The sequence below is a fragment of the Streptomyces sp. NPDC005820 genome (genome assembly GCF_040630255.1).
Taxonomy (GTDB): Bacteria; Actinomycetota; Actinomycetes; order Streptomycetales; family Streptomycetaceae; genus Streptomyces.
Genome location: NZ_JBEXXE010000026.1, coordinates 1 through 22882, shown reverse-complemented (window position 1 = coordinate 22882; position 22882 = coordinate 1). Strand labels below are relative to the sequence as shown.

The following is a 22882-nucleotide window of genomic DNA, read 5'->3' as shown; positions in this document are numbered from 1 at the left end:
GACCGGTTGGCAAGATGGCCCGAGCGGTCGGCAAGGTGCGGTAACAGGGAGGAAGCGACTCGTGAGCAGCAGGCCATCCCGAGGCGCTGCTCGCCTCGCAGCCATACTCGACGCGCTCCCCGATGCGTTGTTGCTGGTCAACGCCAACGGGACCGTCGTCAACGCCAACACCATCGCGCTCGAGGCCTTCGAGACGCCCGGTACGGCTCTGGTGGGGCGGGGGCTGCTCGATCTGCTTCCGCAGTTCGATTCGAAGCTCATCCCGGGGTCCATGCGCCGGCCCGACCACATGGACCCGCGCGGGCGGACCAAGCCGACCCGGATGGTCGCCCGGCGCACCGACGGCTCCGAGTTCCCCGTCGAGGTCACCAGCGCCAATCTGGAGAACGGCCAGCAGGCCTACGACGGCTACGGCTACAGCGGCGACGAGCTGCTGATGCTCGTCGTTCGGGACCTGACCGGCACCGTCGACACCGAGGCCGAGCTGGCCCGGTCGCAGCGGCAGACCGAGATGATCCTGCGGGCCGCGTCCGAAGGCGTCGTCGGGACCGACACGGACGGGCGCATCGTGCTCGTCAACCCCGCCGCCGCGCAGATCCTCGGCTACCGCGCCAGCGATCTCGGCGGCAAGGAGCTGCACACCCTCATCGTGCACTCGCGCGCCGACGGCTCGCCCTTCCCGTACGACGAGTCGCCGCTCGCCGACACCCTGCGCTCCGGGCGCAAGCACCGGGTGCGCGGGCAGGTGCTGTGGTCCAAGGGCGGCGAGAAGGTCTCGGTCGACCTGACCACCGCTCCCGTGCGCGACGGGGACCAGCTCGTCGGCGCCGTGATGACCTTCACCGACCGGCGGTCGTACGACGATCTCGTCGCGGAGAAGGAAGGCGTCGAGAAGCGGCACGAGGACGAGTTGGAGCGGCTCTCCGAGGAGCACGCCTCCGACCTCACCGCGCTCCGCCAGCAGCACGTCACCGAGCTGGAGGAGCTGCGCGAGCAGCACTCGGAGGAGGTCGCCGACGCCGAGGAGCGCTACGCGGCCCTCGGTGAGCGGGAGAAGGACCGGTACGACGCCCTCGCCGGGCGGTACGACCAGCTGCTCACCCTCCTCGCGACCTCCCTGCGCGGCCCCCTCGACGAACTGCGCCGCGAGCTGGCCGCGCTCGCCGCGGACGACGCCGGGCAGCTGTGGCCCGAGGCCAACCAGGTGCTCCATCACCTGTCGGCCGGATATTCGAGGATCACCACCCTCATCGACAACGTCCTCGGCTACCAGCGCCTCGACGCGGGCGGCGAGACGATCGCCCGTACGAAGGTGATGCTCGACGCCGTCGTCGCCGCCGGTGTCGACGGCGCCGTCGAGCTCATCGGGCCCGGCCGGGTGCAGTTCGCCGTGCACGCGCCGCCCATCGAGGCCGAGGTCGACGCCCGGCTGCTCGCGACCGCGCTCGCCCATCTCGTCGCCGACGTCGCGGGCGTCGACGCCACCGGCAACGCGCCCGTCTCGGCGGGCGGTTACATGGACAACACGGTCGTCGTCGCGGCCGCCCAGCGGGGCGAGGTCGTACGGATCGAGGTGCGCGGGCCGTACAGCGGGGGCGACCCGGTGCACGAGCCGATCGTGCGCGGGATCGTGCGCGCCCACGGGGGCGTGCTCCAGACGCACGAGGTGCCGGGCATGAGCGGCAGTGCGTACGTCCTCGAGGTCCCCCTCGGGGGTGGAGCGGGCGCGGTCGCCCCTCCGGCGCCCGCCGCGCTGCCCGCCGCCCTGCCTCCGGCGCAGAGCGCCCCCGACGCCGGCGAGCCCGCCGAGCAGGGGCACGGACGCCGACGGGCGCGCCGGTCCTCCGTGGACGCCTTCCTGGAGGGCGAGGTGCCGGGCCCGGCCGAAAGCGCCGAGGCGGAGAACGCGCCGCCCACCGGGCGTCGGCGCCGACGCGGCCCCGCCGCCGACGAGACGCCCGGTGAGCTGCCCGAGGGAGCCGAGGGGGCCGAGGACGCCTCCGGCGGTTCCGGCCGGCGCCGCGGCCGTCCCGCCGAGAACCCGGGGAACACCGGGTACGCCGGGGCCCTCGAGGTGGCCGGTGCGGGCGTGGCCGAGGGCGCGGTGGTGACCGCCGCCGAGAGCGCGGCCGGTACGGCCGCCGCGGGCACGGGACTGGGCGGCACCGTTCCGCCCCAGGGCGTACCCGCGCCGCCCGGCGGACGACGGGCCCGCGACGAAGGACAGCAGAACGCCCTGCCCCCCGCCCTGCCCGCGGTCGCCGGTGCTCCCGTGTCCGCCGAGGATGCTCAGCCGACCGGGCGTCGGCGGCGCGCCCTCGCCGCCGCGTCCGAGCGTGCCGCCGCGCAGGAGTCGGGGCCGCGCACGGTGTTCGCCCTGCCGCCGGCCGAGGCGGACCGGGCGGCCGACGGTCAGCCGCAGGAGGGCGGGCCGGTTCCGGTGCCCGTGCCGATGCCCGGCCAGGCTCCGGTGGCCCAGATTCCCGCCCAGGGCACCTCCGAGGACGCCCTCATCGACCACGGCCGTCATGACGCCGTGGCGCAGGACCAGGCCGAGGACCACACCCCGCCCCAGCCGCACCCCACGAACGCACCCACCGGCCGCCGCCGTCGCGCGGTCGGCCAGCCCGGGGAGCCGGGGGCCCTCCCCGTCGCCCCCATGAGCACGGTCGCACCCGGGGGCGTCCCCGCCCAGGCCACGGCTCCGGCCCAGGCACAGCAGCCACAGCAGGCACAGCTGGCATCACAGGCACAGCAAGCGCAGCTGGCCGCGCAGGCGCAGCAAGCGCAGCAGCCACAGGGCCTGGGCCTGGAGGCCGTCGGGCAGCCGCCGGTACCCGTTGCCGGTCAGCCCGGCCAGCCGGTCCCCCCTGCCGGCCATCCCGTCCCCGGCCATCCCGTCCCCGGCCACCCCCTCCCCGCTCAGGCCCTGCCCGGCCGCCCGGCCCTCCCTCAGGCCGCCCCGGGTCAGCCCGTCCCGCCCCAGGCAGCCGCCGCCGCGCCCGCCCAACCGCAGCCCGCGAACGCGACCCCCGCGCAGGCCCGGCCGCTCCCCGCCGAGGCCACCCCCGGCGCCGCCCAGGGAACGCCCGCCGCAGGCGCCCAGATCGTCCCCACTCCGCCGACCGCCACCCCCAGCACAGGCACCCCCCTCCCGCCCGAGGCCCCCGTGGCGCAGCCGCTGCCCGCCGAGGCCGCGGCGCTGCCCATGGACCCGAACTCCACGCAGGGCCGGGCGATCAGTGTGCGGACACTGGGGCAGGGGGTCCCCTTCACCCGGCAGGCCGCCCAGGTCCAGCAGGCGCAGCCCGCCGCGCAGGCCACGGCCACTCCCGCCCCGCACTCACCGGGCGGTTCCGGGCGTCGCCGCAAGCTGGGCACCCCGCCGGACCCGGCGTCCCGCCCGGAGCAGACGGCGCGTCCGCATCCGCCGGCCGAGCAGCCCGTGGCGGGTCAGGCGCCCCTGCCCGCGCACCCCTCGCTCGCGGGACAGCCGTTGCCCCCGCAGCCGTCCCTCGCCGGACAGCCGCTGCCCCAGCCCTCCCTCGTCGGACAGCCGCGGCTCGTTCCGGGGGCGACCGAGGGGGCCGGGCGGTCGTACGCCATAGGGGCGCCGGACGAGAACGCCGCCGAGGGTCCCGAGCCGCTGGACGGTCCCGGTGGGGCCGTCGAGGTGGCGGATCCGCCGCGGCCGATGCCGATGGACGACGAGCTGCCGCCGGAGCCGCTGGACAACCCGCGCCGGCTGCTGGTGTGGCCCGCGCCGGACGTCTCCACCCAGCAGGCGCTCAGCGACAGCGGCTACCGGCCCGTCATCGTGCACTCGCGCGAGGAGGTCGACGCGCAGATCGCCGCGTTCCCGGCCGCGCTGTTCGTGGACCCGCTGACCGGGCCGATCACCCGTACCGCGCTGCAGTCGCTGCGCCAGGCGGCCGTGGCCGCGGAGGTCCCGGTGCTGGTCACGGCCGGTCTCGGGCAGGCGACGCGGGAGGCGGCCTACGGCGCCGACCCCGCCGTACTGCTGAAGGCGCTGGCGCCCCGGGACAGTGAGCAGCACCCGCCGCGCGTACTGCTCATCGAGGAGCACGCGGAGATCGCGCTGGCCCTGACGGCGACGCTGGAGCGGCGTGGGATGCAGGTGGCGCGGGCGGCCAGTGACGCGGACGCCGTGACGCTCGCGGGACAGCTGCGGCCGAACCTGGTGGTGATGGACCTGATGCAGGTGCACCGGCGGCAGGCCGGATTCGCCGGGATCATCGACTGGCTGCGGGTGAACGGCCAGCTCAACCGCACCCCGCTGGTCGTCTACACCGCCGCCGTCGACCAGGCGGACCTGCCCCGGCTGGCGTCGGGGGAGACGGTGCTGTTCCTGGCCGAGCGGTCGACCAGCGCCGAGGTGCAGGTCCGGATCGTGGACCTGCTGTCCCGCATCGGCACCAACTAGCACCCACCGGCGCCCGCTAGGGCCTGTCGTCAAATTCCCGTCGTCGCCCGAAGGGCGGCCCCGCGGCGTCTGGCGCGTGCTCTCGGCGTGCCGGGCGTAGACGCTCGTACTGGACGTACTTGGGTCTGCGCCCGGTGCGGCGAGTGGGGGTGCCCCCTCTGGGGGAGCGTGCCAGGCGTCGCGGGGCAGACGGGAATTTGACGACAGGCTCTAGGGGAGATCGGGCCTGATCACCCTGCGTACCGCCTCCTTGACGGAGGCCCGCAGGCGGTCGCGGCCCGGGTCCTCGGCGGACTCGCCGGTCAGGCCTTCGGCTGGCGGGCGGTGTTCCTGGGCGCGGCCGTGCTCACCGCCGTCCTCGGCCTGCTGACCGCCGCCGCCCTGCCCGTCGAACACCGCCGACCCCGCGAGGGCGGTCTCCTCAGCGGCCTGCGCACCATGCCCGGACTGGTCCGCCGCTCCCCCGACCTGTGGCGGGCCTGCGTACGACAGGCCGGCATGTACGGCGCGTGGAGCGCCCTGTGGACCTCGCTGGCGCTGCTGCTGACGGGTGAGCCGTACGCGCTGTCGACCGCGACGGCCGGGCTGTTCGGGCTGTTCGGGCTCGCGGCGAGCGTGGTCGCGCCGCTGGCGGGCGGCCTGGTCGACCGCTTCGGCGCCGCCAAGGTCGTCCGCAACGCCTATGTCCTCGCCGCCGTCTCCGTCCCGCTCTTCTGGCTGGGCGGGCACGCGCTCCCGGCGCTCTTCGTGGCCGCCGTCGCGATCCACGCGGCCCTGGTCGCCTCCCATGTCGCCAACCAGACCCTCGCCCTGACCACCACCTCGTCCCCGGCCACCGCCAACAGCGCCTACGTCGTCGCGGGCTTCGCCGGCGGCGCCACCGCCTCGGCCCTGGCGGGCCTCGCCTTCACCCACTTCGGCTGGGGCGGCGTGGTCACGGTGGCGGGGGTGTGGCTGGCGCTGGGGTGGAGCACCACGGCCGTACGACGGTGAACCACCAGGCCGTACGACGCTGAAACCGGCGCACGCCGGGCAGGTGCCGCGAGGTGACCTGCCCGACGTGCGCTTCCACCGTACTCAGAGCCGTACTCAGAGCTGGGTGATGTCCAGCGCGCCCTCGGCGTACTGCCGGCGCAGCACCTTCTTGTCGAACTTGCCCACGCTCGTCTTCGGGACCGCCTCGACGATCGTCCAGCGCTCCGGGAGCTGCCACTTGGCGATCTTCCCCTCCTCGGCGAGGAAGGTGCGCAGGGTGTCGAAGTCGGCGCTGGCGCCCTCCTTGAGGACGACCGTGGCCAGCGGGCGCTCGCCCCAGCGGTCGTCGGGGACGGCGACGACGGCCGCCTCGGCGACGGCCGGGTGGGCCATCAGGGCGTTCTCCAGCTCCACCGAGGAGATCCACTCGCCGCCGGACTTGATGACGTCCTTGGCGCGGTCGGTGAGGGTGAGGAAGCCGTCGGGGCTGATGGTGCCGACGTCACCCGTCTTCAGCCAGCCGTCCTCGCTGAACTTGTCGGCGGGGCGCAGGGCTTCGGCGCCGGGGCCGTTGTAGTAGGCGCCCGCGATCCACGGGCCGCGCACCTCCAGCTCGCCCGCGGACTCGCCGTCCCAGGGGAGGCGCTCGCCGCCGGGGCCGGTGAGGCGGGCCTCGACGCCGGCCGGGAAGCGGCCCTGGGTGAGGCGGTAGGCGAACTCCTCGGGCATGCCGACGACATGGGCCGGCGGGCGGGCGATGGTGCCGAGCGGGGAGGTCTCCGTCATGCCCCAGGCGTGGCAGACCCGCATGCCGAGGTCGTCGAAGGCCGACATCAGGGCGGGCGGACAGGCCGAGCCGCCGATGGTCACCTGGGTGAGGGAGGTGACGTCCCGCGGCTTGACGGTGAGCTCGGCCAGCAGGCCCTGCCAGATGGTGGGCACGGCGGCGGCGTGGGTCGGCTTCTCGCTCTCGATCATCTCGGCGAGCGGGCCGGGCTGCAGGAAGCGGTCCGGCATCAGCATGTTGACGCCGGTCATGAAGGTGGCGTGCGGCAGGCCCCAGGCGTTGACGTGGAACTGGGGGACCACGATGAGCGAGGTGTCCTGGTCGGTGAGGCCCATCGACTGGGCCATGTTGACCTGCATGGAGTGCAGATAGATCGAGCGGTGGCTGTAGACCACGCCCTTGGGGTCGCCGGTGGTGCCGGAGGTGTAGCACATGGCGGCGGCCGAGCGCTCGTCCAGCTCGGGCCAGTCGTAGTCGGTGGGCTTTCCGGCGATGAGGTCCTCGTACTCGTGGACCTGGGGGCGGACGCCCGCGAGGAGGGAACGGTCGCCGGGGCCGGAGACGACCACGTGCTCGACCGTCGGCAGGTGCGGGAGCAGCGGGGCCAGCAGGGGGAGCAGGGAGCCGTTGGCGATGACGACCTTGTCCGCCGCGTGGTTGACGATCCACGCCAGCTGCTCGGCGGGCAGGCGCAGGTTGAGGGTGTGCAGGACCGCGCCCATGGAGGGGATCGCGAAGTACGCCTCGACGTGCTCGCCGTTGTTCCACATGAGGGTGGCGACCCGGTCGTCGCCCTCGACGCCGAGGTCCTCGCGCAGGGCGTGGGCCAGCTGGGCGGTGCGGGCGCCGATCTCGGCGAAGGTGCGGCGCTGCGGGGCGCCCTCGCCCGTCCAGGTGGTCACCCGCGACGACCCGTGGATCCTCGTCCCGTGAGTCAGGATCCTCGAGATCAGCAGCGGTACGTCCTGCATGGTGCTCAGCACGGCGTCCTCCCTGGGCGGCGACATTGCCTACGCGGTGGTAACGGTTGCGCTGATTCTGCGCACATACCGCGTGGTATGTCACTAGGTAGCGATGATCGATCACCTCACTTAAAGCCCCGGTAAAACCACCACGTCGGCACGCTAGCGGACAAGCCCCAGCTCAGGGTCCTCGCGGAGCTTGCCGAGCGCCCGGGACACCGCCGATTTCACCGTGCCCACCGAGACCCCGAGGACTTCGGCCGTCTGGGCCTCGCTGAGGTCCTCGTAGTACCTCAGGACGACCATCGCCCGCTGGCGGTCCGGCAGCTTCATGATCGCCCGCCACATCGCGTCGTGCAGCGCCTGCCGCTCGGCCTGGTCCTCCTCGCCGGGCCCGATCTCCGGCTCGGGCAGCTCGTCGCAGACGTACTCGTCGACCTTGCGCTTGCGCCACTGCGAGGTGCGGGTGTTCAGCAGCGCGCGGCGGACATAGCCGTCGAGCGCCCGGTGGTCCTCGATCCGCTCCCACGCGACGTACGTCTTGGTGAGGGCGGTCTGCAGCAGGTCCTCCGCGTCGCTCGGGTTGGCCGTGAGCGACCGGGCGGTGCGCAGCAGCACCGGCTGGCGGTCTCTGACGTACGACGCGAAGGACGGGTACGGAGACGGCCGCCTCTGGCCGTGGGAGGCGCTGGTGCAGACGGGTGTGGTCATGGCTCCACGCTAGGAGTGAGCCCCTGTAATCCGGATCGCCCGCAGGTGCCGAAGACAGGTCCGCCTCAGGTTGTAGGGGTGGTGCTGCCTCCACCTCCTGTAGGTGGAGCGGAGGACGCCGAGTACTACGGGTCGACCCTGAGACGTACCGCCGGCGTTCAGCCGTCGGCGGTCAGGACCAGGCCGGACGTGGGCACTCCCGTCCCGGCCGTCACCAGGGTCCGGGCCGCGCCCGGCACCTGGTTGACGGAGGTGCCGCGCAACTGCCGTACCGCTTCCGCCACCCCGTTCATACCGTGGAGGTACGCCTCCCCGAGCTGCCCCCCATGGGTGTTGAGCGGCAGCCGGTCCTCCGCGACGAAACCGGCCGCCTCACCGGGCGCACAGAAGCCGAACTCCTCGAGCTGCATCAGCACGAACGGCGTGAAGTGGTCGTACACCACCGCCACGTCGACGTCGGCGGGCGCGAGCCCGGAGGTGCGCCACAGCTGGCGGGCCACCACGGCCATCTCCGGCAGCCCGGTCAGGTCGTCGCGGTAGAAGCTGGTCATCTGCTCCTGGGCCCGCCCGGCGCCCTGCGCGGCCGCCGCGATCACGGCGGGCGGATGCGGCAGATCGCGGGCCCGCTCCACCGAGGTGACGACCAGGGCCTGGCCGCCGTCCGTCTCCTGGCAGCAGTCCAGCAGCCTGAGCGGCTCGGCGATCCAGCGGGAGGAGGCGTGGTCGGCGAGGGTGATCGGGCGGCCGTGGAAGTACGCCGCCGGATTCGCCGCCGCGTGCCGGCGGGCCGTGACGGCGACCGGCCCGAAGGCCTCCTCCGGTGTCAGCCGGTAGGTGTGCAGATACCGCTGGGCCGCCATCGCCACCCAGGAGGCCGGGGTGAGCAGCCCGAACGGCATCACCCAGCCCAGCGCCACCCCCTCCGCCGTGGGCTCCCGGTGCCGTACGCCCGAGCCGAAACGGCGGCCCGAGCGCTCGTTGAAGGCCCGGTAGCAGACCACCACCTCGGCCACGCCCGCCGCGATCGCGAGCGCCGCCTGCTGGACGGTCGCACAGGCCGCCCCGCCCCCGTAGTGCACCCGGGAGAAGAAGGACAGCTCGCCCATCCCGCAGGCCTGCGCCACGGTGATCTCCGGGCTGGTGTCCATGGTGAACGTCACCAGGCCGTCCACGTCGGCCGCCGTCAGCCCCGCGTCGTCGAGCGCCGCCCGCACCGCCTCCGTGGCCAGCCCGAGCTCGCTGCGCCCCGAGTCCTTGGAGAACTCGGTGGCCCCGATGCCGACGACGGCGGCCCGGCCGCCCAGCTCGTCACGCGCGCGTACGCTCATCGCGGGTCGTCCTCCCGGAGGGTGACCGTCACGCTTCCGATGCCCTGGTGCGGGTCGGCCAGGCCCGGCGCGGTGAGCGTGACCGTGCCGGTGACATGCCGGCCGATGCCGTTGTCGCCGGTGATCCGCACCACGACCGTGTCGTCCGCGCCGACCTCCTCGACCGTGCCGCGCAGCACCATCGTGTCGCCGGGGTAGTTGGGCGCCCCCAGCCGGATGGCGACCTTGTGGATCCGGGCCTGCGGGCCGAACGTGTCGGTGAGGTAGCGGCCGACCAGGCCGTTGGTGGTGAGGATGTTCATGAAGACGTCCGGGGAGCCCTTCGCACGGGCCGCCTCGGGGTCGTGGTGGACGTCCTGGTAGTCGCGCGAGGCGAGCGCCCCGGCCACGATCAGCGTCCGGGTGATCTCGATCTCCAGCGGGGGCAGCGCATCGCCGGCGTTCACACCGTCACCGCCCGGAACACGGGAAGCGTCAGCTCGTCGTCGTCCCGCCGGAACTCGAGCCGTACCGGCATCCCGATCCGCACCTTGTCGTACGGCACTCCGACCACCTCGCTCACGATCCGCACCCCCTCGGCGAGTTCGACCAGGACGACCGCGTAAGGCGGCGCGAAGGCCGGGAACGGCGGGTGGTGCAGGACGACGTACGAGAACACGGTCCCCTCGCCGGACGCGTCCACGGTGTCCCACTCCGGGCTGCCGCAGCCCTGGCAGCCGGGCAGCCACGGGAAGCGGAGGGTCGCGCAGGCGACGCAGCGCTGGAGGAGGAGGCGGTGTTCGCGCACGCCCTCCCAGAAACCGGCGTTGTCGCGGTTGACCACGGGCCGGGGCCGGCGCTCGCGCGGTGCCGCTTTCCGGCGGGCCGGGGCGTACTTGAGGATGCGGAAGCGGTGGGTGCCGACGAGCTCGCGGCCGACCCTGACGTCCGTCCGGGTGGTGACGAAGTGGCCGGTGCCCAGCTTGGTGGTCTTCCGCTCCGACACCGACTCGATCACCGTGTCGAAGGCGACCTCGTCGCCGGGGCGCAGCGGGCGGACGTACTCCTGCTCGCAGTCGGTGGCCACGACCGCCGTGCAGCCCGCAGTGTCGAGGACGGCGAGCAGCTCCTCGTAGGCCGGGGCGCGACCCCCGTGTCCGCCGAGGCCGCCCATGATCCAGGCCTGGAGCATGGTGGGCGGGGCGATGGCGTCGGGCCCGGTGTACGCGGGGTTCGCGTCGCCCATGGCCTCGCACCAGTGGCGGATCATCGGCGCGTTGACGGGGTCCCGGCCGGTGCCGGCGACGGCGGCGGGCCGGCCCTCGTAGGCCTTCAGACGTGCGTGGAGCCCGTCGTCGTCCACGGTCGCCGCTCCCTCCGGAAAGTCACCGCTCGAAAATCACCGCTCGGGCAGGTTTCTGACTGTCCGTCAGATAGGGGGCGGTGTCAAGGTCACGGGAGGGCGGCCGGGGTGGCGTGGACCCGACGGCACGACAAGGGCCTGGACACGCCCGCGCGGCGGCCGCCCGGACACGACTGCGCGGCGGTGCCGAGGCACCGCCGCGCAGTCGCTGTCACACCCCCACGGAGCACATTCCGGCGGAGACCGGAGCCGGCGTCCCCGGTCTCCGCCGGCTCATCGGCTCACCGGCTCACCTGAAGAGCGGGGCGAAGGAGACCGCGGTGTTGCTGTTGCCCTGGTTGAGGGCCGTGTAGGCGGCGCCGTTGACCTGCCCGGTGTTGCTCTGGTTCGCGGCGCCCGAGCCGACGGCGTTCTGCTGGGTGGTCGAGGAGTTGCCGTTGTTGTCGCGTCCGACACCGCTGCCCACGATGCTCGCGACACCCGCGTTCGATCCGTCGTCCGCGAAGCCGCCGTTGTCCGCCACCGCGATGCCGGTGAAGAGCGCGGCGGCCAGCGGAAGGGCGGAGACGGCGGCGATGACGCGGGCGGTACGGATGCTTGCCATGTTGGTCCTCCAGAACCATCGGACTGTGCAGTGCGAAGCCTGAGCGGCTCGAACTGCGGCTTTCACCAGGTCGATTGGCCGACCGGCCCGGTGCGGTGACGACGTCGCGAGACCAGAGTTGCCCACCGGAACCCGCCGAACCACCTCGGAAGACCCGATTAGCACGCAAGCGTGATGACAAGTCGATAAACCCCCGACGGCACTTTTCTTCTTCCGGACGCTCTGGTCACGGGCGAGTCGGACCGCTGTCACGCAGGCCCCACAAGAGGTGAAGCGTTCCGCCGGATGTCCGGCCGTCGGCACGGCTCCCGGCGCGTCGCGACGCTCCCGCTCTTCCCTTTCTCGAACACCAGTACGACACTGAGTGCATGGCCACCACCGACCGGCACAGCACCCGCAACCCGGACCGCCGTCCGGGCCGGCACCCCCGGCAGGCCGCCACCCTGGCCCTCGCCCACGCCCTGTCGGCCGCCGAGCGCGGCCTGGCCGTCATCCCCCTGTCCCGCACCAAACTCCCGGCCCTGCGCTCCCCCCACCGCCCCGAGGACCCTCCGTGCCACGGCACCTGCGGACGCTTCGGCCACGGGGTGTACGACGCCTCGACCGACCCGGCCCGCATCCGCGCGCTCTTCGCCGCCGCCCCCTGGGCCACCGGCTACGGCATCGCCTGCGGCCTGCCCCCGCACCGTCTGATCGGCGTCGACCTGGACACCAAGTCCGGTACGGACGCCACGGGCGCCCTGCGCGAGCTGGGCCTGCGCCACCTGTTCAGCATTCCGCCGACGGTCGTGGTCGTCACCCCCTCGGGCGGGCGGCACCTCTGGCTCACCGGCCCGCCGGACGCCGTGATCCCCAACTCGGCCGGCCGACTGGCCCCCGGGATCGACATCCGGGGCGCCGGGGGATACCTGGTCGGCCCCGGCTCGCGCACGGCGCACGGGGTGTACACCACGGCACCGGGCACCGCCCACCTCGTACCGGCGCCCTGCCCACGGGGGCTGCTGAGGCTACTGGTAGAGAGGGCCGACTCCAGAGGCACTCCTGGTACTCCTGCCACTCCTGCCACTCCTGGCACTTCTGGCGCTTCTTCGGGCCGGGCGAGTGGTGCGCACGGCCGGGGCCTGCTCCAGTTCGTCCTGGCCGCGCACGAGGGCCAGCGCAACACCCGGCTGTTCTGGGCGGCCTGCCGGGCCTACGAGAACGGCATCGGCGAGGCGCTCGCCGACGCGCTCGTCGCGGCCGCGGTCCGCACGGGGCTGACGGAACGCGAGGCCCGCTCCACGGTCGCGTCGGCGGCGCGGATGTCCCGCCCTACGGCGTGAAGACCTGCTCCAGCCGGTTGATGGCGCCGTCGTCGCCGGTCTCGTACCGGAACACCAGCCCGGAGTCGGGGTGCGCGTCGACCCAGTCGATCAGCTCCTGCACGCCGATGCGCCGGTTCTCGGTGCTGTCGGTGATCGGCGTGACGGCGGTGACGTACGCGGCCTGGTCCAGCGCCCAGCGACTGTCCTCCCCGGAGACGACGAAGGGGGCGCCGTCGGTGTCCTCGCCGGGGCATCCCCAGGCCCCGTGCTGGATGACCAGGTTCACCTTGCCGGTGTCGGCGGGAAGCTCCTCGATCCGGAACAGGGCGAACTCGTCGGGGTCGTAGTCCTCGGGGGTTGGGGGCTTGTCGGCACAGGAGGTGGCGGATCCGGCGGGGGCGGCCGAGGTGGTGGCGGAGGGCTTGGGCTTGGGGGTGGCGTCGGATGTGCCGGCCGATGTGCCGGTCGATGTACCGGTGCCGGTGGATGTCGCTGTGGCCACGGAGCCGGCGGGTTCAGCGGCGGCCCCTGCGGTCGCGCCGGCGCTCTTCGCAGTGCCCGCGCCCGCGGCGGTCCCCCCGGCCGCGGCAGAGTCGCCGCCCTTGTCGCATCCGGTGAGTACGGCGGTCAGCGTGGCGGCGGCCATGAGCGCGCCGACGACGGGTCTGAGCCGGTTGACCTTCATCTGGGACGTCCCCCTGTGCACGGGCGGCCCAGTCGGCCGCACCCGAGCCGGGACGCTAACAACGTCCCTGGTCAGAGGGGGAGAGCAGCAAGCCCTTGCGTCACACAGTCGAGACACGGCTGTCACGGGGCGGGGACGGGTGTGACGGGGTGGGGTTGCGTGCGGCCACCCCCTCACCGATCTCGGGCGTCATGACACAGAGCGGGTCGTCGTTGCACCTGTCGGCGAGGACGACGGGCCGGACCACACCCTTCTGGCCTTGCCCGTAGTACACCCGCGCGCTGCCGCCCGGCAGCTGCAATGATCCGCAACCGTCGCAAGGCCTTCCTCGTCTCCGCCGCGCTCCTTGGCGGCGCCTTGCCGATGACGGCGTGCGACCAGGGCAGCGACGCCACCGCCGGCTTCTCCGACACGACGGACACGACGGCGGTGGCGAACACGTCCGACGCCAGGGGCGTCAGCGGCACGGGCACGATCTGCGGCGACACCTCCTCGGGGTCGTGATCGAGAACGGCATCGCCATCCAGATCACCGACGGCACGCTCCTCTGACCCAGCAGCCGGCAGAAGGGGTGTCCCGGGGTCGGGACACCCCTTTCGAACCGTTGCCGGACGGGACCTGTGGGGCGCAGATCTAGGCGTATGGCTACACCGCGGCCTTGTCAGGCTGGGCGGGAAGTGTTGCTTTTGCCACAACCGGTCCCACAAACTGCCGGTGCCGAGGCTCAGCCTCTGCTCTTTGCCGTCTTAACCGGAGGATCAGGCGGTTTCCCGATACCCGACAATGTCGTTTGAGCCTTTTGGTCAATAAAATGGGTCACGAGCTGCTGGGCCGCCCCGAAAACGACCGACCAAGCGAGAATCTGTATCGGTGTGTCGAGTGCGCTCAACCCAGGAAGAAATGCTCCCCGAATAAACAGAATTCCAACGAAAGCCGCTATCGCTCCGAGCGGAAACTTCAGAGTGGCTGCTGCTAGAGGGAGAGCGTAAGGGGAAGTATGGTTGTCACTTATTCTTCGCAGGGCGGCAATTGTTGTCAATGCGGCCCCCACGAGCCCAGCAAGTTCTACAGAAAGGACATCCAAGCGGTCAGCGTAGTCGTCAACGAAGCGTCGATTCTTGCTAATTATTTCCTCACCTGTAGGGCAAACGATCACGTCCTCTGGCTCTAGAGGCGGATTCCCGTTACCGGTAATCAAGTCCCCCTTCTGGGGATGCTCGAAGCACAGGCTCAGAGTCTGTGGATCGAAGGCGCCCCAAATGGCAAGCGCCGCAGCACCGAGAAACGTAAGTCCAGTTGCAAGCCATAGCATGTTGGCAAAGATTCGAACCCGCCGCAGTCTGCCGTCAAGAGCCGCGTACGATATACCTAGCGCTTGAACTATTACGATGCGATCCCGTTTCGATACACTCTCTTCTTTTTGAGCTCCATTCAAGATTGACTTGATGGTCGCTTCTGCCCCTATGCGCTGCGGGCTATCCTTGTGTATGTACTGCTGGACCATTGCTTTTACGAATCCACAGCGGGCAGTTAGTTCTTCGTCGGAACTCTGCGCTAGCAGATTCACATCAGCAGCTCTTATGTTTGCCCATATTCGCTCTAGCCTATTCGCCTTCCTGAATCGATTGAGCCATCCATGTTTTTCCATGCATGCCATTTCGGCGATCCTGAGATGCCCCCTAGCTCCGGTGAGAAGTTTTTCCCGCTCGCACTTCCCATTTTCATCTCCTATGCATTCCTGAATGCTGAGCTCTGTTCGCAAGTAGCGAATCCAGGCAAGGGGTAGTTCTATCCATGGAGGTTTAGAGTCGGTCTGTTTCAGTGAGTTTTCGACAGCTCGCTCCACAGCCTTTTCGGCAGCGCGTTCCGCGACATTTTCCGCTTCGAATCCAGGACTGGATTGAGGGTTCTCGGTCATAGCAGTCACCTCATCCGGCAACAGCAAATCTAACGGTGGTCCGTAGCAGCGGGTTGCAGCAGAAATTGCCGAATATGGCAGCAAATTGGAGACAGCCGCTCGAGTCCCCATGGGGATGAGTTGCGCAAGGAGGAGCGCAAAGGCGGTCTGCGCTCAGGCGCTAGGTCAACTTGCCATTTGAGGAATCCGACTCTTGTAGTCGAATGGTCAATTAGGGCAGAACCCGATCTGAATTCTCAGGATACGCCTGTTGACTGTGGGGCGCCGAGCTCAAGGTTCCTGCTGGCCGCCCAAGCCGCGATGTACCCCTGCCAAGGCATCAGGTGGCTGATTGTTGTGTGCGTGGCCCAACCGGCCTGCCCGCCGCTCCACAGCCTGTGGACCGTGCGGCCGTATGCGGCCGAAAGGCGTCGCCGAAGGCGTCCCACTGCTGTTCCCCCTGCCCCGCGCCGTGGTGACGGCCGGTACCCGGTCGCGTGGCTGCACATCGTGGCCCCGCGCGGAGCGATTCCCATCGCCACGTCGCGGTGTGCGTGCGGCCGGGACCGCAGCGCCATCGGTAAACCGCGTGTGCTCGCCCTGATCACCGACCACGAAGCCCACCGCACTGCTTGTCCACTCCGCACCCACGAGGAAGGGAGGGCCGCCGCATGACCGACACAATCGACGGGACCGCGCTGCTCAACGAGGTGGAAGCCTTCCACGCCGCTTCAACGTCTTCCCGACCGAAGCCGCGTTCGTCGCCGTCCACGCTGTGGGACGCGCACGCCCACTTGCTCGACTGCTTCGACTCCCCCCGTCTCGCGTTCCTCTCGCCCGAGCCCGGCTCGAGGAAGTCCCGCGCGCTGGACGTGGTCGAAACCCTCGTGCCGCGCGCCACGGCGGCTGTGGACGCTTCCGCCGCAGCGCTGTTCCGGTCCGTGTCCGGCATCGACGGCGGCCGGCCCACGATCCTCTTCGACGAGATCGACACGATCTTCGGCCCCAAGGCCGGGGACAACGAGCAGCTCCAAGGGTTCATCAACGCCGGTCACGCACGCGCGCGTCCGATGTACCGGTGTGTGGGGGATGGCTCCAACCAACAGGTACAGGGCTTCCCCTCGGTCTCGGTCGCCGGTCTCGGCTCCCTGCCGGACACGATCATGACCCGGTCCGTGGTCATCCGCATGCGCCGCCGGGCCCGAAACGAGAAGGTGGAAGCCTTCCGCACCCGCATCCACGTGCGGGAAGGCAACCGGCTCCGAGACCGTCTCGCCAAGTGGGCCGAGAACGCGCAGGAGCGCATCACGAGTGCTTTCCCGGAGATGCCCGACGGGGTCACCGACCGGCCGGCCGACGTGTGGGAACCCCCGCTCGCCATCGCGGACGCGGTCGGCGGCGACTGGCCCGAGCGGGCCCGCGCCGCCTGCGTGACCCTGGTAACCGCGTCCAAGGTCAACGACAAAGGCAGCATCGGAATCCGGCTGCTGGCCGACCTGCCAACCACGTCATGGTCGGTATCGACCGCTTGCCCACCGTCGCCATCCTCGCCCGGCTCAACGCCCTGGACCACGCCCCCTGGGCCGACCTGCACGGCAAGCCGCTCGACAACCGGCGCCTGTCCCGGATGCTCGCCGAGTACATGACCGGCGACACCGAGCCCATCACGTCCCGCAACATCAAGACCGCCGGAAGCGTCCTCAAGGGCTACTACACCGCCTACCTCCGGGACGCCTGGGCCCGCTACTGCCCCCTCCCCGCCCCCGGAAAGTCCGCTACCTCCGCTACCCGGCACCGAAAACCTGGCCTGACCAGCAACAACGCGGTAGCGGCAACCGGCCAAGGTCGCCGCTCCCGCCCCGCTACCCATCCGCTCCCGCTACCTCCAACAGGCCCATGACCTGCGAGGTAGCAGCGGTAGCGGAAGTAGCGGCCCTCAGAGAGACCTCCCGAAGGACCGACCCCGAGAAGGAGTCACCACCTTGGCTGGCACCGAAAAGCTCAAGCTCGCCGAAGTCCTCAAAGAGATCAAGACGAGCCGCGCCGCGCTCTACCGAACGCGCGCCCGCGGCAAGGCCCGAAACGCATCAAGCTGTCCAATGGTCAGCTCCGCTGCCGCCGCAGCGACTTGGACGCGTGGTGGGCAGAACACGAGACCGCAGCCTGACCATTGACCGACCCCAAGCCGTACGAGGAGAGGCGGCTTAAGCACCGGGCCCACCGTGCAGTGCGGCCCGTTCCCATCCCGCCGGTACTGGTCGCCATCCTGCGCGCCCACATCGAAGCGTTCGGGGCGTCCACCGACGGCCGGCTGTTCAGCGCGGTGCGGGGCGGGCCCGTCCGGTCGCAGGAATACGGCGCGGTGTGGAAGGAGGCTCGGCGGAAGGCTCTCACCGCCGCTCAGGTGGCTTCTCCGCTCGCCGCCATCCCGTACGACCTGCGGCACGCGTGTGTCTCGTTCTGGCTCCGCTCCGGGGTGAGCCTGGCCGAGACCGCCCGGCGGGCGGGGCAGAGCGTCGCCGTGCGCCAGCGCTACTACGCCAAGGTGCTGGACGGCGAAGAGGCCAGGATGAACGCGCTCATTGAGCGACCTGCTGAACTGATGTTGCCGCTGGGCACCGGTTTACGGAGCGGCTTCCAGCGCTCTACTCGCTTCATCCGCGAAACGGGTTATTGAGTGAGTGAGCTCCGCCGCCTTGAGGGTGTGGCGCTCGATGTACTGGACGAGGGACTCAGGAGCCGATCGGTGAGCAAGGCGCCAGGTCACCAGGTTGTTGTTGACTATCTGCAACGCGCTGAGCACAGCGTCCGCAGCCGCTGCTACGTCTTTCGGACCTTCCAGGTACAAACGAGCGCAAGAGGCCCGAATCGCGTGAATTAGCTCGTCAAGTCGTCCTAGCAATCGCTCCACATCGGTTCCCGTGTCCTCACGGACAAGGGCACGGGATGCCTGGCGCGCGACCTCGCGTGCCTCAGTGATCGGAACAAGCGCCGCTGTATAGGCGTCGCGGCGGACCTCGCGTCGCCATCGTGCGTGATCCATGCGGGCTTGGTCGCGTGACTGCTGGCGTGTGTGCCAACCGGTGAGCATGGAAGTCGTGGTAGCGCCGACGACTCCGACGAACGCCCCAAGCAAGGCGGCAAGTCCTTGGTCCACGCCAAGGATTATCGGACGGTTCCCTGCGTCTGGGCGGCACAGTGCCGCCTTTCACGATGTGCGTTCCGCCACCCAGCGAGGTACATTCCGTCGGTTTCCATCCTGGCCGCAGGTTGGCCGCACGCGCTGGTCAGAGGTGGGATACCGGCGAATCAGGGTGAGACACGGTGCACGCAAAGGGAGTGCCCCGGTGCCTGGGGCACCCCCTTTGACCTGCGCTGTCTATGACCTGCGCGGAGACGGTGGGATTTGAACCCACGGTGACATCGCTGCCACGACGGTTTTCAAGATCTCTCGGCGATACGGCTGCGGGATGACTCCGCCGCAGGTCAGGCGGGTACGAGAGCCCCGGCGGAGCCGTCGTCATCGTCCTCGTGCCCGCTACGTGCCCCCGGCTCGTGATCGTGCCCGCTGAGCCAGGAGTCGGCCGCTTCGGCGACCTGGTCGTCGCGACCGGCGACCGGCCGGGCGTAGTGCCGGGTGGTGACACTCGCGTTGGAGTGGCCGAGGCGATGAGCGGCGGTCATGACGCCGTACCGGTCGGCGACCCACGTCCCGTGCGAGGCCCGGAGATCATGCGGGGTGACGTCGGTCAGCCCGGCCGCCAGGACGGCGGGGTCGAAGCAGGCCTTGCGCCACTGGTTGTAGCGCAGCGGCTTGCCGCCCGGGGTCGTGAACAGGAGCGCGTCCTCCCCGCCGGGCAGAGTCTCCAGGTGCCGGCCGAGCCGCTTGGAGAGCGACGGGCCGACGCGGAGGAGCCGCTTCTGATGGGACTTCGGGGTATCGAAGACCAAGGTGCCGTTGGCTTCGGCGAGGTTCTCGTCGACCAGGACGAAGCCGCCGGAGACGTCGATGTCCGCACGCCGGAGGGCGAACGCCTCGCCGACTCGCAGGCCCGCGTACGCGAGGAGCGCGATCAGCAGGTCATGAGGCTTGGCCGCACTCCGCACCATCCGGGAGGCTTCGAGCGGGGTCAGGATGTGCGGTTCGGTCTGCGGCATCCGAGGCAGCTTCACGCCCCGGCAGGGGGTCTGCGGGATCATGTCGTTGTCGACGGCAGCCCGCATGACCTGGGACAGGACTCGGTACGCCTGGCGGATCCGGGAGGCGCTGAGCCCCCTGGTCCTCATCCCTCCCACCCACTCGGCAACCGTGATCGGCCGGAGGCTGGACAGCTCCCGGTCCCCGAGGGCCGGGTTGATCAGGGAGTTGATCAGCGACCGGTACGACGCCTGTGTCTTGTGCTTGAGCTGCGGGGAGACGGCCGCGAGCCACCGGGCCGCCCAGTCGCGTACGGTCGTCTGCCCCTCGGCAGGGTCCAGCCAGTGCCCCTCCTCGATCTCGATGCGCTTCCGGGCGAGCCAGCGGTCGGCGTCCGTCGAGGTGGCGAACGTCCGATCCGCAGGGCGGAGGACTCCATCAGGCCCCGGGTACCGCGCTTGGAAGCGCCCGGAGGGGAGCTTGCGAACCCGGCCGAAGGCACGGCGGGACTTGCGCTTGCCAGCCATCAGGCGGCCCTCCTGAGCGCGTTGGGCCGCAGGGCGATCGGCTGCACGGTGTTCTCGGCCACGTACGCCTCCAGAGCCCATTCCGGGATCCGCACGTGTCGGCCGACCTTCACGAAGGTGATGCGACGTTCTTCAACAAGCCGACGGGGGAACCTCACGCCGGTACCCAGCCGCTCGGCGACTTCTTGCACGCTCAGCAGTCGATCCACACTCACCACTCCCCCTCAGCCTCAAGATCGGTCAGGTCGGCCAGGGCTTCACGGGCCGTCTCTCGGTTCAGTCGGATCTCCTTTGCGATCGATGCGGCGAGCCAGGATTCGCCGGGGGTGTGGCCGTGCCCGGCGTAGGACCAGTGGGCGAGCACGAGTGTGGAGCCCTCCGCGTCGTCCAGGTCCTCGGGCAGCCCGCGCTCCCGACGCTCTTGCCGCGCACGGAAGTCGGCGCGGACCTGGCGACGCTCGGCGAAGGTCGAGGAGTAGCGCCGGGACTTGGTGAGGAAGTGGCCGCGGAAGCCGAGCATGTGAGCCCAGGCCCAGAGCTTGCGGTCCGGGTAGTGCCGGTCAAGGGCATGACAGGCTCGAATCAGGCGCCGGGCGTGGTCGGGAAGGTCGGGCCGCTTGTCGAGTTCCGAGAGCTCCCCGACGCGGCGATCAACGGTGCCGGTGGACTCGGCGGCCTTGGTGGCGTACTTCGCCACGTACGCGGCCACGGCTTGCTCGGTGAGCTCCTGGCCGTCGGTGCCGATCCCGCGCACGTCGACCTGATCACCCCAGCGCAGGACCCGCGCCGGAACATCGTCGGAGGCCGGTACCGGGACGCGAACACGGGTGGCAGCAGCGCGGATCGCGTCGCCGAGGAGGGCCGTACTCGCCCACTCGGGCGGGATGTCGTCGGGACCGGCCGGGCCGTCCAGGCGCACGATGGCATGGAAGTGAATGGCCCCGCGCTTCTGGAACTCGGCGACCTTGCCGAAGGAGATCCGGCAGACCTCCCGCAGCGCGCCCTGAGTCACTCCGGCGTGGGCGGCGATCTCGCGGCGGAGGTAGATCGTGAACCGGCGCCAGAGGTCACCGGCGTGGTTGTTCCAGAGGACGGCCCCGGCGTAGTCGTACGTCGTCGGATCGAGCGCCGTGCCGAGTTCGGGGGCGTCCTCGGAGTGGGCGACACCGCAGCGGCAGCGGCCGTTCTCGGGGCGGTTGTGGACCGGCCCGAAGGAGGGCGCGGTGAGCGTGGCGAACACGCCGGGGTGGATGCGTACGCCGTCAGGGATGCCCATCCTCGGATCCCCGGTGAGCCCGGCGCGTATCAGGTGGTAGGCGTCGCCCGCGTACGTCCAGGCGCAGGACGGACAGCGGGAGGCCCGCCGGTTGCCGCAGGCGACTCGGAGACGGCCGCCCGGCTCCTCGCCCGTGGAGTACGAGTACAGGACATCCCCGGTCCGGGTGTCACGGGTGACGGTCGTGCCGGTCAGGTGGATCGGGTCCGAGCAGCCACCCGTACGGCGTACCTGCTCACGCCAACGGTCGAAGCCGGGGGCCGAGGCCACCCGGAGCAGATCAGCCACGGTCACGGGGTCAGTGCCCATGGTGGCCGCCGCACCGGCCACGGCCTCAGGGGCGACGGGGAACACCGTCACTCGACCACCCCCGGAGCGTCGACGATCACGACCTCCAGGACCTTCGCGCCGCCGCAGTCGGGGCAGTAGAGCTGGAACCCGGTGGTGTCGTAGCCGCTGCCCGCGCAGGCCGGGCACTCCAGCCACTCGGTGGTGCCGAAGGCCGTACGGCAGGCGTTCGCGTCCTGGCAGCGCGTCTTGCCGCACACCGCGCAGCTACGGGTCGTACGCCGGACGATCCTCGGTGCTGAGGCCCCGGTCCGTCGGCCGGGGTGGATCAGCGAGACAGGCATGATGGAGGCTCCCTTGGAAGAGGGGTGGGGCGGCGCATCTGCTTGGCGGTAGGGGCGCCGCCCTTCTTCAGGGAGTCTTCACCTCCCTAGGGAGATTGAAACCAAACCTCCCTAGGGATGTCAACGAGACCTGCTGATGGAGGTGCGTTGGAGAAGTGATCGGGTACGCGTTCGTGCGTCCGGAAGGGGGTGGCAGGTAGTCTGACCACCCTAGGGAGCATCGAGGAGTGGGAGAGACAATGCCCGAGACTGCGCGGCAGATCGCCGACGATCTCCGGGCGCGGATCGAGTCCGGTGACCTACAGCCGGGCGATCGGTTGCCCGGTGAGCCGTCGTTGGTGAAGACGTACGGCGTCGCCAAGATGACCGCGAACCAGGCGCTGAAGATCCTCGTGAGCGAGGGCCTGGCGGTCGCGCGGCCGGGATCCGGAACCTACGTACGGGAGTTCAGGCCGATCCGCCGGGTCGCGAACGACCGCCTCTCCAAGACGCGCCGAGACGCAGGGCAGTCCATCTGGTCAGCCGATGTGGCCCAGCGCCCCCTGGTCACCGACGTCCAGGTCTACGAGGCCGAGGCCCCGCGCCAGATCGGGCGCCTGCTGAACCTTGAGCCCGGAGCGGCCGTCATCGTGAGGAGCCGGAAGTTCGTGGTCGAGGACCGCCCGGTCCAGATCGCAACGTCGTACCTCCCGGCGGACCTGGTCCGGGACACGGCGATCGCCCAGCCGAACACGGGCCCGGGAGGCAGTTATGCCCGCCTGGCCGAGCTTGGCGCGGAACCTGTCCTCTTCTCCGAGGAACTTCGGGCGCGGATGCCGAGCGAGGAGGAGCGCACCGCCCTGGCCCTCGCGGCCGGCACCCCGGTCCTGGAGATCTGCCGCACCGCCCTCACCGAGGACGAGCGCCCCGTGGAGGTCAACCAGATGCTGCTGGACGCCGGTTCGTACGTCCTGGAGTACCGCCTGAGCAGCTGAGAGCTGTTACAGGAATCTCTACCTCATCAAGCACCCGTCGTCGCTTCGCTCCTCCGGGCGGGCGCGGGCCGTCGTCCGCGCCCGCGCTCATGTCTCCGCCCCGCTCGGCACGGCCGACGACCCCCGCCCGCCCAAGAGGCAGGCACACAGGAGCATGAGGTCAGAACCCGTCGTGGCTGGGGCGGTCGGCTCCACGGCTTTAGAGGTCGTTCTCTTTCCGAACCTCGTGTGTGGATTCCGCTGGTCAGACATGAGATCGCTGCTGTCGCGGAAGTCTCGGCTCGTTGCCGGTCGGG

Annotated in this window: 17 protein-coding genes and 3 pseudogenes; 8 read left to right on the top strand and 12 right to left on the bottom strand. The window is 70.8% G+C overall.

The window, feature by feature from the left end:
- Positions 1 to 61 precede the first annotated feature (61 nt).
- Together ABZ464_RS29495 and ABZ464_RS29490 are read left to right on the top strand one after the other, a co-directional pair.
- A complete protein-coding gene (locus ABZ464_RS29495) occupies positions 62 to 4444 on the top strand; it encodes a PAS domain-containing protein (RefSeq protein ID WP_359281529.1) in 4383 nt (1460 codons plus the stop codon).
- A 270-nt stretch (positions 4445 to 4714) separates the two neighbouring features.
- Positions 4715 to 5437, top strand: a pseudogene (locus ABZ464_RS29490) (hypothetical protein); the annotation flags it as partial.
- Between the two features lie 96 nt (positions 5438 to 5533).
- On the opposite strand, the gene ABZ464_RS29485 reads toward ABZ464_RS29490, so the two are convergent.
- From ABZ464_RS29485 to ABZ464_RS29460, 6 genes are all read right to left on the bottom strand, one after another.
- The gene (locus ABZ464_RS29485) at positions 5534 to 7213 is read right to left on the bottom strand and encodes a long-chain fatty acid--CoA ligase (protein WP_359281527.1); all 1680 of its coding nucleotides are present in this window, start codon (positions 7211 to 7213) and stop codon (positions 5534 to 5536) included.
- Between the two features lie 117 nt (positions 7214 to 7330).
- On the bottom strand, positions 7331 to 7879 hold the full coding sequence (locus tag ABZ464_RS29480) for a SigE family RNA polymerase sigma factor (protein ID WP_359281525.1): 549 nt from the start codon (positions 7877 to 7879) through the stop codon (positions 7331 to 7333).
- 158 nt (positions 7880 to 8037) lie between these two features.
- Complete coding sequence (locus ABZ464_RS29475; protein ID WP_359281522.1) at positions 8038 to 9207, bottom strand: lipid-transfer protein; 1170 nt, start codon at positions 9205 to 9207, stop codon at positions 8038 to 8040.
- Positions 9204 to 9653 (bottom strand): MaoC family dehydratase, encoded by a 450-nt coding sequence (locus tag ABZ464_RS29470; RefSeq protein ID WP_359281520.1) that lies wholly within the window; start codon positions 9651 to 9653, stop codon positions 9204 to 9206. The genes ABZ464_RS29475 and ABZ464_RS29470 overlap by 4 nt, the downstream gene beginning before the upstream one ends.
- Complete coding sequence (locus ABZ464_RS29465) at positions 9650 to 10549, bottom strand: OB-fold domain-containing protein (protein WP_359281517.1); 900 nt, start codon at positions 10547 to 10549, stop codon at positions 9650 to 9652. The genes ABZ464_RS29470 and ABZ464_RS29465 overlap by 4 nt, the downstream gene beginning before the upstream one ends.
- Before the next feature lie 289 nt (positions 10550 to 10838).
- A complete protein-coding gene (locus ABZ464_RS29460) occupies positions 10839 to 11153 on the bottom strand; it encodes a hypothetical protein (RefSeq protein WP_359281514.1) in 315 nt (104 codons plus the stop codon).
- Between the two features lie 368 nt (positions 11154 to 11521).
- Here ABZ464_RS29460 and ABZ464_RS29455 point away from each other — a divergent pair, with 368 nt between their 5' ends.
- On the top strand, positions 11522 to 12475 hold the full coding sequence (locus ABZ464_RS29455; protein WP_359281511.1) for a bifunctional DNA primase/polymerase: 954 nt from the start codon (positions 11522 to 11524) through the stop codon (positions 12473 to 12475).
- Here the strand turns inward: ABZ464_RS29455 and ABZ464_RS29450 are convergent.
- Entirely contained in the window at positions 12465 to 13142 is a 678-nt protein-coding gene (locus tag ABZ464_RS29450) for a hypothetical protein (protein ID WP_359281509.1), read from the bottom strand. The two genes, ABZ464_RS29455 and ABZ464_RS29450, sit on opposite strands and share 11 nt — an antisense overlap.
- 300 nt (positions 13143 to 13442) lie before the next feature.
- Between ABZ464_RS29450 and ABZ464_RS29445 the strand changes: the two genes are divergently transcribed.
- On the top strand, positions 13443 to 13646 hold the full coding sequence (locus ABZ464_RS29445; RefSeq protein WP_359281769.1) for a hypothetical protein: 204 nt from the start codon (positions 13443 to 13445) through the stop codon (positions 13644 to 13646).
- 220 nt (positions 13647 to 13866) lie between these two features.
- Here the strand turns inward: ABZ464_RS29445 and ABZ464_RS29440 are convergent, their stop codons facing one another.
- On the bottom strand, positions 13867 to 15060 hold the full coding sequence (locus ABZ464_RS29440; RefSeq protein ID WP_359281506.1) for a hypothetical protein: 1194 nt from the start codon (positions 15058 to 15060) through the stop codon (positions 13867 to 13869).
- A gap of 650 nt (positions 15061 to 15710) precedes the next feature.
- On the opposite strand from ABZ464_RS29440, the pseudogene ABZ464_RS29435 reads away from it, so the two are divergent.
- From ABZ464_RS29435 to ABZ464_RS29425, 3 genes and pseudogenes are all read left to right on the top strand, one after another.
- Positions 15711 to 16939: pseudogene (locus ABZ464_RS29435) on the top strand (DUF3631 domain-containing protein).
- An 82-nt stretch (positions 16940 to 17021) separates the two neighbouring features.
- Positions 17022 to 17206: pseudogene (locus ABZ464_RS29430) on the top strand (helix-turn-helix domain-containing protein).
- A 3-nt stretch (positions 17207 to 17209) separates the two neighbouring features.
- On the top strand, positions 17210 to 17716 hold the full coding sequence (locus tag ABZ464_RS29425; RefSeq protein WP_359281503.1) for a hypothetical protein: 507 nt from the start codon (positions 17210 to 17212) through the stop codon (positions 17714 to 17716).
- Between the two features lie 809 nt (positions 17717 to 18525).
- Here the strand turns inward: ABZ464_RS29425 and ABZ464_RS29420 are convergent.
- From ABZ464_RS29420 to ABZ464_RS29405, 4 genes are read right to left on the bottom strand one after another with little or no spacing between them, the layout of a single operon-like run.
- Positions 18526 to 19704, bottom strand: a complete 1179-nt coding sequence (locus tag ABZ464_RS29420) for a site-specific integrase (RefSeq protein WP_359281501.1) — start codon at positions 19702 to 19704, stop codon at positions 18526 to 18528.
- Positions 19704 to 19922, bottom strand: a complete 219-nt coding sequence (locus tag ABZ464_RS29415) for an excisionase family DNA-binding protein (RefSeq protein ID WP_359281499.1) — start codon at positions 19920 to 19922, stop codon at positions 19704 to 19706. The genes ABZ464_RS29420 and ABZ464_RS29415 overlap by 1 nt, the downstream gene beginning before the upstream one ends.
- Complete coding sequence (gene repSA, locus ABZ464_RS29410) at positions 19916 to 21289, bottom strand: replication initiator protein RepSA (protein ID WP_359281748.1); 1374 nt, start codon at positions 21287 to 21289, stop codon at positions 19916 to 19918. The genes ABZ464_RS29415 and repSA overlap by 7 nt, the downstream gene beginning before the upstream one ends.
- Positions 21290 to 21336: 47 nt before the next feature.
- Positions 21337 to 21612, bottom strand: coding sequence for a hypothetical protein (locus ABZ464_RS29405; protein ID WP_359281497.1), 276 nt, complete (start codon positions 21610 to 21612; stop codon positions 21337 to 21339).
- A 239-nt stretch (positions 21613 to 21851) separates the two neighbouring features.
- On the opposite strand from ABZ464_RS29405, the gene ABZ464_RS29400 reads away from it, so the two are divergent.
- Positions 21852 to 22586 (top strand): GntR family transcriptional regulator, encoded by a 735-nt coding sequence (locus ABZ464_RS29400; RefSeq protein ID WP_359281495.1) that lies wholly within the window; start codon positions 21852 to 21854, stop codon positions 22584 to 22586.
- The last annotated feature ends 296 nt before the right edge of the window (positions 22587 to 22882 follow it).

Coding starts and splice junctions, on each gene's coding strand:
- ABZ464_RS29480 (WP_359281525.1), bottom strand. CDS start 7,879: ATGACCACACCCGTCTGCACCAGCGCCTCCCACGGCCAGAGGCGGCCG.
- ABZ464_RS29440 (WP_359281506.1), bottom strand. CDS start 15,060: ATGACCGAGAACCCTCAATCCAGTCCTGGATTCGAAGCGGAAAATGTC.
- ABZ464_RS29460 (WP_359281514.1), bottom strand. CDS start 11,153: ATGGCAAGCATCCGTACCGCCCGCGTCATCGCCGCCGTCTCCGCCCTT.
- ABZ464_RS29400 (WP_359281495.1), top strand. CDS start 21,852: ATGCCCGAGACTGCGCGGCAGATCGCCGACGATCTCCGGGCGCGGATC.
- ABZ464_RS29475 (WP_359281522.1), bottom strand. CDS start 9,207: ATGAGCGTACGCGCGCGTGACGAGCTGGGCGGCCGGGCCGCCGTCGTC.
- ABZ464_RS29450 (WP_359281509.1), bottom strand. CDS start 13,142: ATGAAGGTCAACCGGCTCAGACCCGTCGTCGGCGCGCTCATGGCCGCC.
- ABZ464_RS29455 (WP_359281511.1), top strand. CDS start 11,522: ATGGCCACCACCGACCGGCACAGCACCCGCAACCCGGACCGCCGTCCG.
- ABZ464_RS29445 (WP_359281769.1), top strand. CDS start 13,443: ATGATCCGCAACCGTCGCAAGGCCTTCCTCGTCTCCGCCGCGCTCCTT.
- ABZ464_RS29485 (WP_359281527.1), bottom strand. CDS start 7,213: ATGTCGCCGCCCAGGGAGGACGCCGTGCTGAGCACCATGCAGGACGTA.
- repSA (WP_359281748.1), bottom strand. CDS start 21,289: ATGGGCACTGACCCCGTGACCGTGGCTGATCTGCTCCGGGTGGCCTCG.
- ABZ464_RS29405 (WP_359281497.1), bottom strand. CDS start 21,612: ATGCCTGTCTCGCTGATCCACCCCGGCCGACGGACCGGGGCCTCAGCA.
- ABZ464_RS29420 (WP_359281501.1), bottom strand. CDS start 19,704: ATGGCTGGCAAGCGCAAGTCCCGCCGTGCCTTCGGCCGGGTTCGCAAG.